Origin of the sequence: Sphingobium sp. RAC03 (genome assembly GCF_001713415.1) — a bacterium.
In the GTDB taxonomy this organism is placed as follows: Bacteria; Pseudomonadota; Alphaproteobacteria; order Sphingomonadales; family Sphingomonadaceae; genus Sphingobium.
Genome location: NZ_CP016456.1, coordinates 693,509 through 710,011 on the forward strand (window position 1 = coordinate 693,509; position 16,503 = coordinate 710,011).

Genomic DNA, 16,503 nt, shown 5'->3' on the forward strand with positions numbered 1-16,503 from the left:
AAGATCAACGCAGATGCGAAGAGACTGCCCTATAGCATCCTACGGGAAAATCAGGACGTCATTGCCGCTGCCGCGCCAATGACACATTGACCGTTTAACGCAATGATCTGCATATCTTGCTGCACTGCGCCAAAATTCTGGCCAGAGCAGACTAGACGGTTGACCGCATTTATATATCAAGGGGATGCAAATCTCCCTTCCCGTTTGGCAAGTGATTTGCTTGCGTGACGACAATCAGAGTGGATGTATGAACGATATCCTGACCCAGAGCGCCCCTCCTTCCGACGAGGCGACCCAAATGCGGACTTTCATCGGACATATTGATGAGATCAGGGGCGGCACCGTAATCGGTTGGGTAAAGGCGGAAGGGATTGACGATCCACTGACGATCGACATTCTGATCGAAGGGATGCCCGTCGCCACCAATGTGTCAGCGAATGTCGAGCGACAGGATGTCGTCGACGCCGGCTTTCCCCAAGCCCATTGCGGATTTGTCGGAACATTGGCGAACGACCTGCCCGATGGGTTGACGCTGGAAGAGGGCATGCCAGTTCTGGTGGAAGTTGTTCTGACGTCCGATAGGACGCCCGCGTTGAGCGGGATGGTGGCCCCCACGGCGGGCGAGACGGCAACCGACGCGCAGAGCGAAGCGGTAGCCATTGAAGCGGCACCTGAAATCCCGCCAAGCGCCGTGCATAGCGAAGCGGCACCCATGGAGGCTGCTCCTTCCATCATAGCCTCCGCGCCGGTTAAGCCGCAGCCCGCCTATTCCTGCAAGGCCCGGATCGAGAGCCTATCCAAGACAGAATTGCGCGGTTGGGCCGTCAATACGCTTGATCAAGCAGAATGTTTTTCGATCGATATTTTGATTGACGATATGTTCTTCTGCCACGCTCGCAACGAACATCGTCGTAGCGACTTGCTTCGTGCAGGGCTTTCAGACGGGATCGGCGGGATACAGGTCGCCCTGCCCTTGGCGGAATTGGGGTCAGGCACCTATAATATTGGTTTGCGCACGCCCGACGGGAAGGTTCTCTCACGAGAGATAACGATTGAGGCAGAACAACGCCATAATCGTTGGACCAGCTATGTTGCGCCTATCTTGCCACGCGATACTGCGATCGTCATCCCTGTCTATAACGCTTATGACGATGTCGTAAATTGCATCGACAGGCTGGCGGCATTCACTACAGACGATGTAGAAATTCTGTTTATCGACGATGCTTCCCCCGACGACCGGATAGCTACGTTGATGGAGCAGGCAAAAACCTATCCCAATATGCGCGTATTGCGTAACGACGCGAATATCGGCTTTACCCAGACGGTCAATCGCGGCCTTGCAGAAATTGGCAAGAAGCATGCTGTCTTGCTCAACAGCGATGCGCGGGTGACGCACGGCTGGCTTGAAGGCATGTTGACCGCCGCCAGTTCCCGTCCACGTGTCGCGACGGTTACGGCGATGTCGGATCGCGCCGGCGCCTTTTCCGCGCCGAATATCGGCAATGATAATGAACTGCCGCCGGGCGTGGATGAAGTCACCTATGCTCGTGCCTTCCGGCGCAGGGCGCTGGGTCTGTATCCGATCGTGCCGACCGGCAATGGTTTCTGCATGTTCGTCAATCGGGCCTGCATCGACGAGATCGGTAGCCTGGACGAAGTCGCCTTCCCGCGTGGCTATGGCGAGGAAAATGACTTTTGTATGCGAGCGGGCCGAGCGGGCTGGTCGAACGTGATCGACGATCGCACCTATGTTTTCCATGATCGATCCAAGAGTTTCGGCGGAGCCAAGACCGACCTGATGAAATCAGGCCGTTCCGTCATCGATGCGCGATATCCAGAATATAAGACTGCGATCCGCGTATTTTCTTCGGGAACAGATATCGGACTCGCGCGCATTCACGCCCGGATGGCGCAGCGCGATTGCACGGTTCCGCGCGAGACACAGTCCCGATTGCTGTTTGTGGTCGCAACGCAAACCGGCGGCACCCCCCAAACCAACCTAGATCTGATGGGCGCACTGGCCGACGGTTTTGATTCTTGGCTGATGCGCTGCGATAGCAGGCATATGATCCTGATGCGCCGGGAAGGCGATAATTTCAAAGAAGTTGCCCGGCATGAACTTCAGGAAAGATTGGACCCTATCCGCCACATCTCGTCAGAATATGATGGGGTCATCGCGGAATGGCTTCGCCGGTTCGATTTTGAATTGGTGCATATCCGCCACCTGGGATGGCACAGCCTGAACCTTCCGCGCATTGCCAAGGCGCAGGGTTGTACCGTGGTATTTTCCTTTCACGATTTTTATGCCCTTTGTCCGTCGATCAAGTTGATGCGCGCGGATGGCACTTTCTACGGCGGCGATCTCGCCCTGTTGAATGGCACAGCCATGCCGGAATTGTGGCCCGCGGATTCGATGCCCAAGCTGGATGCCGAATGGATCCGGTATTGGCGCACCCGATTCGTTGAGGCGCTGACGCCTTGTGATGCCTTTGTCACGACATCGGATAGCGCCCGCACGACCATCCTCACCCATTTGCCGGGCATCGAGCCGGATCGCTTTCACGTCATTCCACACGGTCGCAATTTCCAACAATTGGCCATTTTGCGCCAACGTCCGCGTCATGGCGATCCCTTGCGGATACTCGTACCCGGCAACATCAGTATGGCCAAGGGACTGGGGATCATCCGTGCCCTGCTCGATCGGGATAGCGCAGGGCTGCTAGAGTTCCACATTCTCGGAAACATCGATCCCACGCAGGGAATCAGCCATCCCCGCCTGATACAACATGGCGCCTATAAGCGTGATGAATTTGCCCAGCGCGTAAAGGCGCTAAGCGTCCACCTTGGCGCCGTTTTTTCCATCTGGGACGAAACATATTGCCATACATTGACCGAACTATGGTCCGTTGGCGTTCCGCCCTTGGTCTTCGATTTCCCAACGGTCGCGGGCCGTGTTCGCACCAGCGAGGCCGGGTGGGTGCTTCCTCACGACGATATTGACGCGCTGTATGAGAAGATACTCGCTTTGGCGTTTGATGTGTCGGAGCAGAACAAAGTCGATGCCGCCCTTACTGCATGGCAAAATGATGTGGGGCCGGGAGAATCGACGCAATTGATGGGAGCCCGCTATCTGAACGTCTACCGGCAGGCGGGAGGCCAGGATCGGGCACCAATAATTGCCGTGACTGCACCAGCAGACCGACAGCTTCAACTGGCCAACGCCTCAACGTTTATCAGGTTGTGGGAGCGCACCCGCAATAGTTTTGACCGCAACGCCATTTTTGTTCGTATGACGCCAGAGGCGCTGTTGGCCAACCTGAGGTCAGGGTCAATTGATGGCGCGATCATCCAACGCAACGCCGTCCCAGCGACGATGGTGGTGCCCCTATTGCGTGCGTTCGACGCAGCAGGGGTGGGATATATGGTCGATCTGGACGATGACCTGCTGGATGTCCCGTCTGATAAAGATCCTACCGGCAGCTATCGTGCCTATGCGCCCTATCTGCAACGGCTTTTAGTTCAGGCGAAAGGAGTAACTGTCTCGACGGATCAACTCGTTACGCGCATATCCGAAGTCAATGAACGGGTCCATCTACTCCCCAATCGTATAAGCAATGCGCTTTGGCGGGGGTATAGCGCGCGCCGCAATCCTGACGAAAATGTGCGCGCACTCTATTTTGGCAGTGTCACGCATGCCGAAGATCTCGCCATGATCGAGCCTGCAATCGAGGCGATCCAGGCGCGCTACCCGCATTTTCGTCTGGCTGTCGTTGGCATTCAACAAGAGGCGACCCCTGAATGGATTGAAAGGATCGCCGTACCTGTCCATGCCAGAAATTATTCTTCGTTCGTACCTTGGCTGCGGGAACAGGCGGCTGATTTTGATCTAGCCCTGGCACCATTGATCGACTCCACATTCAATCTTTACAAGAGCGGCTTGAAAGCCATCGAAGGCGCAGCCCTGGGCCTTCCCGTGCTAGCTTCGGACGTTCCAGCTTTTCGGGAGATCGCTACTGAGTTGGAAGGATTGACGCTTATACCCAATGATGTCGATACTTGGGTGCTCGGTCTCGAAACGGCTATTCAGCAGGTAGAAATCAACCGTTCAAAACGGGATATCATCAAGGCAAAGGCACTGAGGTCCTTTGGCGTACAAACGAGCATTCCTGAATATGATGATCTGGTGCTGAATATTTTGATGTCATGATGCGCGATCCGCTTTCGAAAATGGTAAAATTATAATAATCCCTAACAGATGACGGATAATCAGATTTTCAAAACAGAAGATGCCGCGACGTGTGGAGCGACGCTTCGTCCAATCGCGCGCGTGCAGACATATCCAAGCATGATGCCGCAATTCGCCAATGTCGAACAACTTAAGGGGCATTGGCAAAGCCGAACCGAAGCTGTCCTCAAGCGCGATATTGCCCGGCTGCCGTCTGCGTTCCTGGCGACGATGCGCAATGCGGTGGTCTTCCAGAATGGCTTTGTGCGGTCGGAACAGGGCATCATTGTCCAGGAAACAATCGTAGGCGCACGCGACGTCACCCCTCCTCAGGAAGATCGGGTGGTTCGTCATGAGCCGCGACCGACGGCATTGCTGCGTAAGGCAGGCGACAGTGATTTTGCCCATTGGCTCGCCGAACTGCTGCCGCGGGTGCGAGAGTTTCGGGCGATGTTTCCCCAACAGGCGATACAATTTGCCGTACCTGCTTCGCCAGCTGACATGCGCCCCATGCGCCAACGTACGCTCGAATGGCTGGGCGTACGGGATGATGAGATACTTTGGCTTGGTTCAGAGCCGACGCGCTTTGACTTCCTTCATTTTATCACGGTCAACTCGATCCATAGCCATACGCATGATTTTACCGGCTTGCGCCATGTATCGGCCCAGGCGCGGGCAAAGGTGCCGCATGGCAAGGCGCATCGGCGCCTCTACATCAGCCGAGACGGCGCTACCAAGCGCAGGCTGCTGAACGAGCCGGATATTGTGAGCCAATTGACGAAGCGTAATTTCACTATCGTTGCGCCGCAGTCGATGAGTATCGATGAACAGGTCGCCCTGTTTGCCGAGGCCGAAATGGTCGTGGGCACGACGGATGCAACGATGGCCAATATCCTTTGGGCACCCGAACATTGTGAGGTCATGGCGCTCAGCCCCGATCATGGGCATGAATTTTTCTATTGGGATATGGCGGGCATCCGGGAGCAGCCATTCTCCTTCCTTTTCGGTGATAGTGCAGACCCTGCCCAATTGGGCAACGCCGATTTTACAGCAGACCCTGGCCTGCTATGCAGGATCGTCGATGCAGGATTGGCGCGGATAGCCCGGAGACAAGGGAAACAGCCAGCTTAACCAGCCGGGTTTCCCTATTTTACGGCTACCGATGGGGATCAGGCATGTCGATAAGCACATAGATCCTGTTTTTACTGCCCCAATGCGGCCTGACGCAATGCTTCCGTCGCGGCGTTGGGCGAACGGCCTTCAGCAAGGCCATGGTGAATGAAGTGCAGCACAGGGTCCATGCCGACCTCTGACACGTCCGTATAATGGGCCAGATACCAGTCCGGATCAAACTGTGCATAATCTTCCACTATGCGGCGCTGGCGTTGCTCGGTCCTCTTACCGGTCAGCGCCGGGAAGGGCAGCTTCGCCTGCGCCAGCATAGTTTGGAGCGTCTTCGACATTTGATGGTAGACATGCAGGCTGGCGGCGCAGGCCTCATCGATCTTTCGATCCCGCTCACTCAGTTCCGCCCGATTGGCGAGCATTGTCGCGCGCAGCATCTCCTTTTGCCGGCCCGCCTCCTCTCTCGCCCTTTCAAGATTGGCTAATAGAGCTTGATGGGCCTCTTCGGCTTTCATCAGCCGTTGATTTCGATCCTGCAAAGTCTCTTGCGCCTGATCCATCTGTTCGCGCCGCTTGGCAAGTTGCTCCGTGGCGTCGTCCAACTCGGTACGCAATTTGGCCTTCTCGGCCTGTTCTTGCGCAATCAGACGTTGATGCTCCGCCAAACCATCCTGCAATCGTGACATTTGCAGATAGCGTTTGTTGGCTTCATTCTGATTATCATTGATTATGGCGGACAGCTGTTTGACGCGTGCGCCATTTTGCTCCGCCAAAGCCCGCTCCGTTTCAAGCGCCTGGCGCGCCGCATCAAGATCTTGCGCCGCATCGGCCAGCTTCGCGCTATGCTGTTGCAATTCTGTGCTGAGATCCTCGACTTGCGCGCCACGCTCGCTTGCCACTCGCTCCATCTGATCGAGCGCCTGACGCTGCCTATCCAATTCGTCCTCGGCCGCCGCCAAGTTGGCGCGCCGCTCCTCCAACACCGTTTCCAATTCGGCGACGTGAGCGTCCCGATCACCAACCGCAGCGCGCATGTCCTCAAGCGCTTTGCGATCGCGTTCCAGCGAGACCTTCACAGCGTCCAGTTCCGTGGACTGACCCGCGACCGTTACCTCCAGATCCAGGATGCGTGCCTGGCGTTCATCGGCCGTCCGGCTGATCGTCTCCAGCGCGCGCGCATGGTCCTTCACCGCCGCTGACAATGCGGCTTCACGCGCACGGATCTGGTCCTCCAGTTCCATGACTTTCGCATCGCGGTCGCCAACGGCAGCGCGCAAGTCCTCCAACATTTTGCGATCATGTTCGAGCGACGCTTTTACCGCGTCCAACTCCGTCGATTGACCCGCGACGGTCGTTTCCAGATCCACGATACGGACTTGCCGTTCGTGCGCTGTCCGGCTGATCGTTTCCAGCGCGCGCGCATGGTCCTCGACCGCCGCTGACAATGCCGCCTCGCGCGCACGGATCTGCTCCTCCAGTTCCATGACTTTCGAATCGCGGTTGCCAACGGTGGCGCGCAATTCGTCCAGCATTTTGCGGTCATGTTCGAGCGAGGCTCTTACCGCATCCAACTCCGTGGCCTGACCCGCGACGGTTGTTTCCAGATCGAGGATACGCGCCTGTCGTTCATGGGCCGTCCGGCTGACCGCTTCCAGCGCGCGCGCATGATCGTCCAGGGCAAACTTCGCGGCCGACAGATCGCTTTCGCGCAACGCCAGTTGTTCGCTGATGAGCGCGATTTCACCGAAACGAGTCTGAAGCGCGGCCTCTGTCTCGGCGCGGCGCCGATCCAGTTCAGCCGCCTTTCGTCCTGCTTCGGCGAGCTGATTTTGAAGGGCAGTCTGGCGCTTGTTCCAATCAGCGCGATCCTCATGCGCCTGTTTGCTGGCGGCAAGCAGAGCTTCTGCGGCTTGTTCCGTTTCGAGCTGACGCTGGCGCAGAGCGCTTTCGGTTTGCGCCAGCCTGTTCTGCAACTCCGCGATGTCGGCTTCACTCGCAGCGCGCAACGCTTTGAGCTGTTCGTCCTGTTGACGGGACTTGTCCTCCCATTCGCGGGCGATCTGCTCGGTCTGATTGAGCTTCATCTGCCCGTCGGCGACGGCTTGCTCTGTCGCCGCCAACGCTTGAGTCAAGCCAGCCAGATCGCGATCGCGGCTTGCAATCGCATCATCCTTTTCCGCCAATTGCCGATGCAGGGAATCGATTGTCTGGTTGCGTTCGGCAAGAGCCGCGCGAATGGCGTCCCTATCCTGCCGGGCGACCTGATAGTCATTTTCCAGCGCGGCCTGGGCGTGCTCCAGTGCGTCGGCTCGCTTGGCCTCCGCTCCCAAATTCGCTTCGAGCGCGCTATTGGCGGCGCTCAAAGCCTCGCGCTGCTGCCGCGCTTCGGTCATCGCCTGTTCCAGCGCCAAGGCTTGCGCCTCCAACGCCGCAACTTCCTTCAGCGCTGCCGCCTTATCCGTTGCCAGCATTGCGCGCTCGTTGCGCAGTGAATCGCGCTCGGTTTGCGTTACAAGATGCTGTTCTTCCAGAACGCGTTTTTCTTGCTGAACTGCCTGGGTCTGCTGCCGGGCGGTAGCGAGTTGCGCTTCCAGCCGGGCGCGTATTTCCCTCAGACCATCGCGATCCTTTTGCGTAGCGAGATGACGCTCTTCCAAGGCCAGCTTTGCCTTCTCGATCCCACTGGCCTGCTGTTGAGCAGCGGCAAGTCGGGTTTCCAGTTCGGCACGACTGGACGTCAATTCGGCCTGCTTCTCATGCGCTTGCGCGACGGCCTGCTCCAGCGCGTGCTTCTCTGCGGCGAGCGCCTCATTCTGCTTTGCCGCTTCGGCCTGTTCCGCTTCCAGCCGGGCGCGGGCCTCCCTCAAACCATCCCGCTCCTTCTGCGTGGCTAGATGTCGCTCTTCCAACGCTAATTTGGCGCGCTCGATCGCTCCTGCCCGTTCCAGCGCGGCTGCCGCCTGCGCTTCGGTTTCCGCGTGCAGGCTCTTGAGCGCATCGCGATCATCACTGGTTTCGGCGAGCATGGCTGCTAGAGCCTGCTTCTCCGCCGCAAGCGCGGCCTGCTGCTTGGCGGCTTCCGCCTGTTCGGTTTCCAGCCGGGCGCGCACATCCCTTAAGGCGTCCCGTTCCTTCTGGGTCGCGAGATGCCGCTCTTCCAACGCTGTCTTTGCCCGCTGAATCGACTCCGCGCGTTCAAACGCAGCGACAGCCTTGGCCTCGATCTCCGACTGGCGCGCCTCAAGCGTATCGCGATCGGCGTGGATTTCAGCAAGTTTCGTTTCGAGCGCATCGCGATCAGCGCTGAGTTGCGCAAGGGTCGCGGTCATTGCCTCGCCCTGGTCGAGGAGGGCGTCGCGTTCCTGTGTCGCGGCCTGCAACTGCTTCTGCAGCGCGGTGACCGTGGCCGTTGCATCATCCCTTGCCTTCGCGGCGCTGGTGATTCGCGTTTTCAGGTCTACCGCGTTCCGTTCAAATTCCTCGCTCTTGCGGCGCGCCTCGGCAACGGCTGCTTCCAGCGCCTTTTTCTCCGCCAGCAGCGTTTCCCGCTGACCCTGGCCCGCGCGCTGGCGCTGCTCGATCTCCGCCTTAGCGCTTTTGACGCGCTCGACATCGCTGGCCAGCGTGGCCGTGCGCTGTTCCAATTCGACCTTGGCCTGGCGCAGCTTATCCAGTTCGGCCTTTGCAGCAGCGGCTTCCCGTTCGGCCTCGATTTGCTTGGCCGCGATCTCGTCCCGCTCCGCATGCAATTTCGTCAATTGGGCGTAGCGCTCGTCATTATCCTTGGCGATGGCCCCCATGGCGTGACCCGCTGCCGTAAACTCGGCATGGACCGCATCAAGCGCCGCGCATCCGGCCGCATCCTCGCCATGTTCGGCAAAGCCGCGCAGGACTTCATAGGTGGTTTCAACCCACTTCGCCGCATAGTCCAGCGTCCGCAGCGATTTACCGTCAACACGGTGATGGCGCAGATTGGACGTCAGGAAGCCCGCCAGTTCGCGGCGCAGCTTTTCGGAATTTCGTGGCCAGAACAGGCCTAACGTCTCCTGCGACCGATCGATAAAGCCGACATAATCGTCCATCAAATCATCATAGGTGGTGAAGAATCGGCGCAGGCCGCGTGTTCCGCGTTCGCCCTCCAACGTATAGCGCAGCCACAGCAACAAACCCTTGGGCTGCAGGAACTTGTTACGCCGTTCCAGCGATTGCGCGACCTCGATAGGGTTGCGCAGCGTGTGAATCACGACCGGTTCGATGTCCATCGATTCAAAGACGCTACGCCAGAAAGGCATAAGCAGGCTGAGCCGCGGATCCTTGATCACGAACAGGTTGGACTTGCCAAATTCCGCTTCGATACAAGCGACTGCGCGCTCGCGAAAACGGTCCATCGCCGAAGAACGGAACCAATTGGGGTTGAATTCCATCCATTCGGCCCAGCCCCCGCCGCCGGAACTCAATATCTTCTCGTTCAACTCATAGATGGGGCGGGATTCCCAATAGCCCGATTCATTATATTCGTCCGCACCCATGAGGTTGGGCGATGATTCACAGCCAAGCAAATTGAGCGTGCGAGACAGGGCGCTGGTGCCGGAGCGATGCATCGCCACGACCAAAACTGCAGTCCGTTTCGCGACCGTTATCTTTGATGGAGCAGGCTGCGGCGTTGCAGCGACGGCGCGGCCACGCGGTGCTTTACCTGTTGCGTCCGCATCCTTAGTCGAAACCGTATCGTTCACCTAAAGCCTACCCCTGATTGCCCTGGTCATCATATCTCTGACCGCTGCACTTTTTATGTCAATGCTAAACGCCCGGCCGTCAGCCTGTCCGAAGCCTAGCGCCCAGAGCATTGCGATTTGTGCCCGGACATAAGCGCAACAGCCTGCAAGATGCCTTCTGCCGACGGCGGTTTCCTATCCTATTGGGACATATGCCGCATCGCAACATCGCCTTGCAATCGTAACCGACGCAATTTACACCCGCATTCGCCTTTCATGGGGAGTGATACGTGCGCAAGGGAATAATATTGGCGGGTGGTTCCGGCACAAGACTATATCCACTGACCAAGGGTGTCTCCAAGCAGTTGATGCCCGTTTATGACAAGCCGATGATCTATTATCCGCTCTCGACGCTGATGTTGTCGGGGATTCGCGATATCATGATCATCACGACACCCCATGATGCACCGTCTTTCCAGGCATTACTCGGCGATGGCAAGGAATTGGGCATCAACCTGACCTATGCGGTCCAGCCGGAGCCCAAGGGTCTGGCGCAGGCCTATCATATCGGCGCGGATTTCATCGGCAGCGATCCGTCGACGCTGGTTCTGGGCGACAATATCTTCTACGGCCATGGCCTGGTCGATCTACTGAAACGGGCCGGCGAGCGTGAAACCGGTGCCACGGTCTTTGGCTATTATGTCAGTGATCCCAAGGCCTATGGCGTGGTGTCCTTCGATACGAATGGCCGCGCCGAGACGATCGAGGAAAAGCCCGAAGAGCCCAAGTCCAACTATGCCGTCACCGGCCTCTATTTCTATGATGGCCGTGCGGTGGACATGGCCCGCGACCTGGCCCCCTCGCCGCGCGGCGAGCTGGAGATCACCGACCTCAACCGCCTCTATCTGGAGGAAGGTTCGCTCTCGGTCGAAATCATGGGCCGCGGCTATGCCTGGCTCGACACCGGGACGCACGGGTCGCTGCTCGACGCAGCGCTCTATGTCCGGGTGACCGAAGACCGGCAGGGATTGAAGATCTGCTGCCCCGAAGAAATTGCCTGGCGGCAGGGCTTTATCGATGATGCCCAGTTGGAAGAAGTGGCATCGCCGCTGCGCAAGAGCGGCTATGGCAATTATCTGATGGACCTTCTCAAAGGCAAGGGTGCGATCGCATGAACATCGTGGAAACCGCCATTCCCGGCCCCTTGATCATCGAACCGCGCGTGTTCGGCGACGATCGCGGCTTCTTTTACGAAAGCTGGAATGCGGACGCCTTCAAGGCGGCGGGGCTGGACCTCGACTTCGTGCAGGACAATCACAGCAAGTCGGCGCGCGGCGTGCTGCGCGGGCTGCATTTCCAGAACCCCAATCCGCAGGGCAAGCTCGTCCGCGTGGTCGCTGGGCGGGTGTGGGACGTGGCGGTGGATATCCGCAAGTCCAGCCCGCATTTCGGCAAATGGGTCGGGCTGGAACTGTCCGCCGCGAACAAGAAGATGTTCTGGGTGCCGCCGGGCTTTGCGCATGGCTTCATCAGCCTGGAGGATGGCACCGAATTTCTCTACAAATGCACTGCCACCTATGATCCGTCGGCCGAACATTCGCTGATGTGGAACGACCCGGCGGTGGGCATTGAATGGCCGTTGGAAGGGATCGAGCCGATCCTGTCGGGCAAGGATGCGCAGGGTCAGGCACTGGGCGAGATCGAGGCCTTCGCATGAAGGCGGTGATCGTCGGGGCCAAGGGCCAGCTGGGACGCGGTCTGCAGGCGACGGCGCCCGCCGGAGCGGTGCTGAGCTGTGTCGACGTCGATGAACTCGACATCACCCAGGCTGACGCGGTGGAGGCCTATCTGGCGCAGGAAAAGCCGGACCTGTTGCTGAACGCCGCTGCCTATACGGCGGTGGACAAGGCCGAACAGGACGAAGCACTGGCCTTGGCGATCAATGGGACGGCGGTCGGCACGCTGGCCGATGCCGCGCGGGCCGTTGGTGCGCGGTTCGTCCATGTTTCGACCGATTTCGTGTTCGATGGGCTGGCGGGCGTGCCCTATGCGCCCGATGCGCCAACCGCCCCGTTGAGCGCCTATGGCCGCACCAAGCTGATCGGTGAGCAACTGGCCGGGCCGGATGCGCTGATTGTGCGAACGGCGTGGGTCTATGCGCCGACCGGTGGCAATTTCGTGCGCACCATGTTGCGGCTGATGGCGGAACGGCCCGAAGTGCGCGTGGTGGCCGACCAGATCGGGACGCCGACCTATGCGCCGGGTCTTGCCGCAGCGCTGTGGACGATGGCGGGCGCGGGCGTGACCGGCCTGCATCATTATACCGATGCCGGGGCGGCCAGTTGGTACGACTTTGCCGTTGCGATTCAGGAGGAAGCGCTGGCGATCGGCCTGCTGACGCAGAAGGCGACGGTCATTCCAATCCCGACCAGCGCCTATCCGACGCCCGCGACGCGGCCGCATTATTCGGTGCTGGACAAGGCATCGACCTTCGAAGCGCTGGGCGGACCGACGCCGCATTGGCGCGACAATCTGCGCGTCATGATGGCACAGATCAAAGAACAGGGTTGAAGGCAAAAGCCCCGGTCGGTCAGGCCGGGGCTTTTTTCTGCTCCAGACCCAGCGCCCGCAGCAAGATGGCGACGCTGTCGTCCCATTCCTCGCCGACCGGAATCGGCGGATCAGCTTCCTGCAATGTGGTCAGGATGCTGTCGGCAAGCGCCGCCGGGCGATCATCGTCAAAATAGAAAAGCCCCGGCCGCGCCAGTTCCCGGAAAACCGGAAGATCGCGTGCCAGCACCTTGCGCCCCTGGCGCAGCGCTTCAACGATCGGCAGGCCGAAGCCTTCACCGCGCGATGGCATGACGACGAGGGCCGCGCGGGCATAGAGCGCGGCGAGCAGTTCGTCCGAGGCTTGGCTGAGCCAGGTCAACCGATGGTCTGCCCGCGCCTCCAACGCCGCGAGACGAGCCTGCATCGCTTCGGTGCGCCAGCCCGGCCGCCCCACGATCAGGACATGCGGAGCGTTCGGGGGCTGCGTCCGCCACAGATGCTCCATGGCATCGAGAACGCAATCATGGCCTTTGCGCGGCTCGATGGTGCCGACCATCAACAGGGTCTGCGTGCTTTGCGCGCGCGCGATCGCCGCGCGCCCCTTTTCGCCGATACCGCGGCTGGGGTTGGTCGCATCGACGGCACCGCTCAGCGGCATGACGGTCACTTCAATGGCATCGCGCCGCGCGACCCTATTGGTGGTAAGCCAAGTGTCGAGGTCCGATGCGACCTGGTGCGAGATGCAAATGGCCCGATCCGCCAGGCGGCTGACCACGCCTATCCATTTTGCGAAATTGCGCCCCGTGCTGCGCGGGAACCAGTGTGGGTGCTGGAGTGGCAACAGATCATAGATGACGATATTGATCGACGCGCCGGAGCGACGCCAGCGCGCCAGTTGCCGCTGATGCCGCGACAAACGATGCGCGGCGAGGTCCAGCCCCAGGAATATGTCCCCGGCGCTGGCATGGATCAGTGGTGCATTGGGGGGTGGTAGCGACAAACGGCCGTCTGTGGCATCAACCTCTGCAATGGCATAGCCCCGCTTTGCGGTCGCGGCGATTGGCAGGACGGTGATATTGCCCAGATCCATCTGCATCAGGTGCAGCCAAATGGCGCGGACGACCCGTTGGATGCCTGTGCCGGCATCCTGTTGGGCGATAGTGGACATATCGACCAGCAAGCGACAAGGGGCGGCTGGAACCTGGTCCGTCCGCTGGGCCTTCGAAAGGATCAACCGATCGAGCAACCCGGCTATCCAGTTCATTCCCGTTCATGCGCCTTATAAAAGGCGTAAGCTTCATCCATGTCAGCGAAATTCGTTAGCGTCTGTTGCGCCAGAACGCCCGCCCGATCGCAATGTTCGCGGATATAGCCGTCATTGTGCGACACGATGATCATGGAGCGGTCACGTCGCTTGACGAACAGTTCATCATGACATTTTTGCTGAAAGCGCGCGTCACCGACAGCGACGATCTCATCGATGAGGAAGCAATCAAAATCTACCGCTAGGGATACGCCAAAACCCAGCCGGGCGCGCATCCCCGCAGAATAGCTTTTGATTGGCTCGTTCATATATGCGCCCAGTTCGGCGAAATCATCAACAAGAGCGATGACATCATCGACATTCTTACCATAAACGCGACAGATAAAGCGCACATTGTCGGCCCCGGTCAGCGATTGCTGAAACGCACCGGAAAAGGCCAGCGGCCAGCTGATCGACATATCCGTGACGATCCGGCCTTCGTTCAACATCTCAATGCCGCTGATCATGCGGATGAGGGTCGATTTTCCAGCGCCATTGCGCCCCAATATCCCGATCTTCTCGCCCCGCCCGATAGTCAGGTCGACATTACGGAAAACCCAGCGAGGACCGCGACGGGTTTCATAGGCCTTTCCGATATTCTGTAGCTGGATCATGCTGGCACCAGATTACGGCTTGCGCGTCGTATCTCCGCCAAAGCGAATAAAGAAAGGCCAAGATTGCATAGGGCCATATAACCGATGTCATAATAGGGGGTGAATTGCGATCCGAAGAAGCCGTCGCGGACACATTCGACCCCGTGTACCATCGGCAGATATAAAATCCATTCCCGAAATCCAGCAGGCAAGGACTCTACAAGAAAGGCAGCGCCGGAGAGAGGGAATAGAAGATAGGCCGCCGGGTGCCAAAATTTATCGATCAGTTCGCTGCGGTTCGACAGGGCACCCAGGAACATGCCCAAGGACGAGCCGAACCAGACCAACATCACCCAACCCAATACGACCTTGAGCGGGTCTTCAGGCAATTGAAGCCAACCAACCGCAGCGAAAAACAAGGTGAGGATAAAAAAAGAAATACCAACGCCAACGGCTTCGAGCAAAAGTCGGGCGGCGAATATATCGATTATCTTGACGTTGCGATGGTACATCAGCGATAAGTTCGGCTCGATCGAACCGACAAGTCGCGACGGCATATTGCGCCAGACCAGCACGCTGGAATAGCCCGTCAAGGCAAAAGCCGAGATGGGGAGGTCGGACCCGTGAACCGCTTTGGTAGCTGTCCAGATCAACGTGACGCCGATGGTAAAAACCATCGGTTCCACGAACAGCCAGAGAAAGCCGATATTATGCCTGCCATAGCGGGTGATCACTTCGCGCATCAACAATGCGCCTATCACCCGCTGCTGGATTGCCCAGGACCGCAGGAAACTGGTCGGGCTTGGTTCCTGCATCTGCGTCATCAGTCGCGATGTTCCTTGACGCCGCTCACAAGCATCGAAAGCACGGCCCAAATCACCAACCCAACGACGAACGTGCTCAATATGCCGCGTAAACGGCGCGGCTCAAGAGGATAGTCGGGCTTGCTGGGTTCAACGATCCGTTCGACATAAGCCCGCTTGCGACGCGCTTCGTTCCGCGCTTCCTGAAGCGAACTGATCGCTGCGCCAAGCTGACGATCCGCCAATTGGCTTTCGAGTTGCAGCCGCTGGAACTGCGCCGCCGTAGCGGCCAGCGATTTCTGGTTACCCGCGACCAGGCCGGTTTGCTTGTCAATTTCACGGCTCAAAGACTGCACGCGATTCTGCAACACAGGGATCTGGGGGTTTTGCGGCGTGAAGGCGCGCAATTGAATCAACTGCGTTTGCGTCGCGATCATCTCGTCCTGCAATTTGGAGATCATCTGCAGTTGGACGGTCGCCTGCTTTTCGGGATCGACCACCCCTTCGCGGTTGCGATAATCAGACAATGCCAGAGCGGCTGTCCGTGCCAGGGCCTTCGCTTCGTCCAGCTCGTCATTAGCATAATTGATCAAGTCGGAACGGGCGCGGCCATTTAGCTTGTTGACCAGCGCTTCTGCCTGAACAAGCAGTCGTCTGTTGATCTCATGCGCGTCCTCAGGCGTAAAGGCCCGCACGCTCAAAACCGTGATCGAAGAGGCAACATCATGGGTCACCTCCACTTTCTTGGTATAATATTTATAGAGCTTTTCTTTCACGCCCCCCCGGTTGAACGGATTGAAGCGGTTGAGAATGGACACATTTTCGTTGCCATAGGCATTTGAAACGAGATTGTCGCGATTTAGCGCCGCGAGGGCGTCGCGCGAAACCATGTAATCCTTCGTCGCATAGCCTTCGTTGGCGTCGTTCGACATCCCGCCGGCCCGGAATAAAGCGCCTAGACCGGTATTATTGCTCTTTTCCGGGCTCCGAACGACAAAACGCGATTCCGACATATAGACGTCGGAACTCATTGTGAAATAAACAGCAGAAATCATCGTGGGTACAAGTACCGCCGCGACGAAGAGAGTCGGCAATTTGCCGATACGTTCAGGAATTTTGATCATCGGTACCCGGCATGCCTATGGTTCGCCCTCGTGTTAGGAGGTGCGTTTCTCAAAGTCCAGCG

The 16,503-nt window shown here is 58.5% G+C and carries 10 protein-coding genes; 5 read left to right on the plus strand and 5 right to left on the minus strand.

All coding sequences use genetic code 11. The annotated features are described in order from the left end of the window. Positions 1-247: 247 nt before the first annotated feature. Together BSY17_RS07895 and BSY17_RS07900 are read left to right on the plus strand one after the other, a co-directional pair. Positions 248-4,207, plus strand: coding sequence for a glycosyltransferase (locus tag BSY17_RS07895; protein ID WP_069065103.1), 3,960 nt, complete (start codon positions 248-250; stop codon positions 4,205-4,207). 48 nt (positions 4,208-4,255) lie between these two features. Then, on the plus strand, positions 4,256-5,356 hold the full coding sequence (locus BSY17_RS07900; protein WP_069065104.1) for a glycosyltransferase family 61 protein: 1,101 nt from the start codon (positions 4,256-4,258) through the stop codon (positions 5,354-5,356). 71 nt (positions 5,357-5,427) lie between these two features. Here the strand turns inward: BSY17_RS07900 and BSY17_RS07905 are convergent, their stop codons facing one another. Continuing rightward, entirely contained in the window at positions 5,428-9,957 is a 4,530-nt protein-coding gene (locus BSY17_RS07905; RefSeq protein ID WP_150125750.1) for a hypothetical protein, read from the minus strand. 398 nt (positions 9,958-10,355) lie between these two features. Between BSY17_RS07905 and rfbA the strand changes: the two genes are divergently transcribed. Genes rfbA through rfbD form a run of 3 tightly spaced genes read left to right on the plus strand, consistent with a single transcriptional unit; the run spans position 10,356 to position 12,636 of the window. Beyond that, a complete protein-coding gene (gene rfbA / locus BSY17_RS07910) occupies positions 10,356-11,240 on the plus strand; it encodes a glucose-1-phosphate thymidylyltransferase RfbA (protein ID WP_069065106.1) in 885 nt (294 codons plus the stop codon). Beyond that, a complete protein-coding gene (gene rfbC, locus BSY17_RS07915; protein WP_069065107.1) occupies positions 11,237-11,782 on the plus strand; it encodes a dTDP-4-dehydrorhamnose 3,5-epimerase in 546 nt (181 codons plus the stop codon). The genes rfbA and rfbC overlap by 4 nt, the downstream gene beginning before the upstream one ends. Then, a complete protein-coding gene (rfbD, locus tag BSY17_RS07920) occupies positions 11,779-12,636 on the plus strand; it encodes a dTDP-4-dehydrorhamnose reductase (protein WP_069065108.1) in 858 nt (285 codons plus the stop codon). Before rfbC ends, rfbD begins: the two co-directional genes overlap by 4 nt. A gap of 19 nt (positions 12,637-12,655) precedes the next feature. Here rfbD and BSY17_RS07925 read toward each other — a convergent pair whose 3' ends face one another. From BSY17_RS07925 to BSY17_RS07940, 4 genes are read right to left on the minus strand one after another with little or no spacing between them, the layout of a single operon-like run. Continuing rightward, on the minus strand, positions 12,656-13,882 hold the full coding sequence (locus tag BSY17_RS07925; RefSeq protein WP_069065109.1) for a glycosyltransferase: 1,227 nt from the start codon (positions 13,880-13,882) through the stop codon (positions 12,656-12,658). Next, positions 13,879-14,535 (minus strand): ABC transporter ATP-binding protein, encoded by a 657-nt coding sequence (locus tag BSY17_RS07930; RefSeq protein ID WP_037473724.1) that lies wholly within the window; start codon positions 14,533-14,535, stop codon positions 13,879-13,881. The genes BSY17_RS07925 and BSY17_RS07930 overlap by 4 nt, the downstream gene beginning before the upstream one ends. Beyond that, positions 14,532-15,329: an ABC transporter permease gene (locus tag BSY17_RS07935; protein WP_150125837.1), complete on the minus strand. Its 798-nt coding sequence runs from the start codon at positions 15,327-15,329 to the stop codon at positions 14,532-14,534. The genes BSY17_RS07930 and BSY17_RS07935 overlap by 4 nt, the downstream gene beginning before the upstream one ends. Positions 15,330-15,337: 8 nt before the next feature. Then, the gene (locus BSY17_RS07940; RefSeq protein ID WP_037473726.1) at positions 15,338-16,441 is read right to left on the minus strand and encodes a capsule polysaccharide export protein; all 1,104 of its coding nucleotides are present in this window, start codon (positions 16,439-16,441) and stop codon (positions 15,338-15,340) included. Positions 16,442-16,503 lie beyond the last annotated feature (62 nt).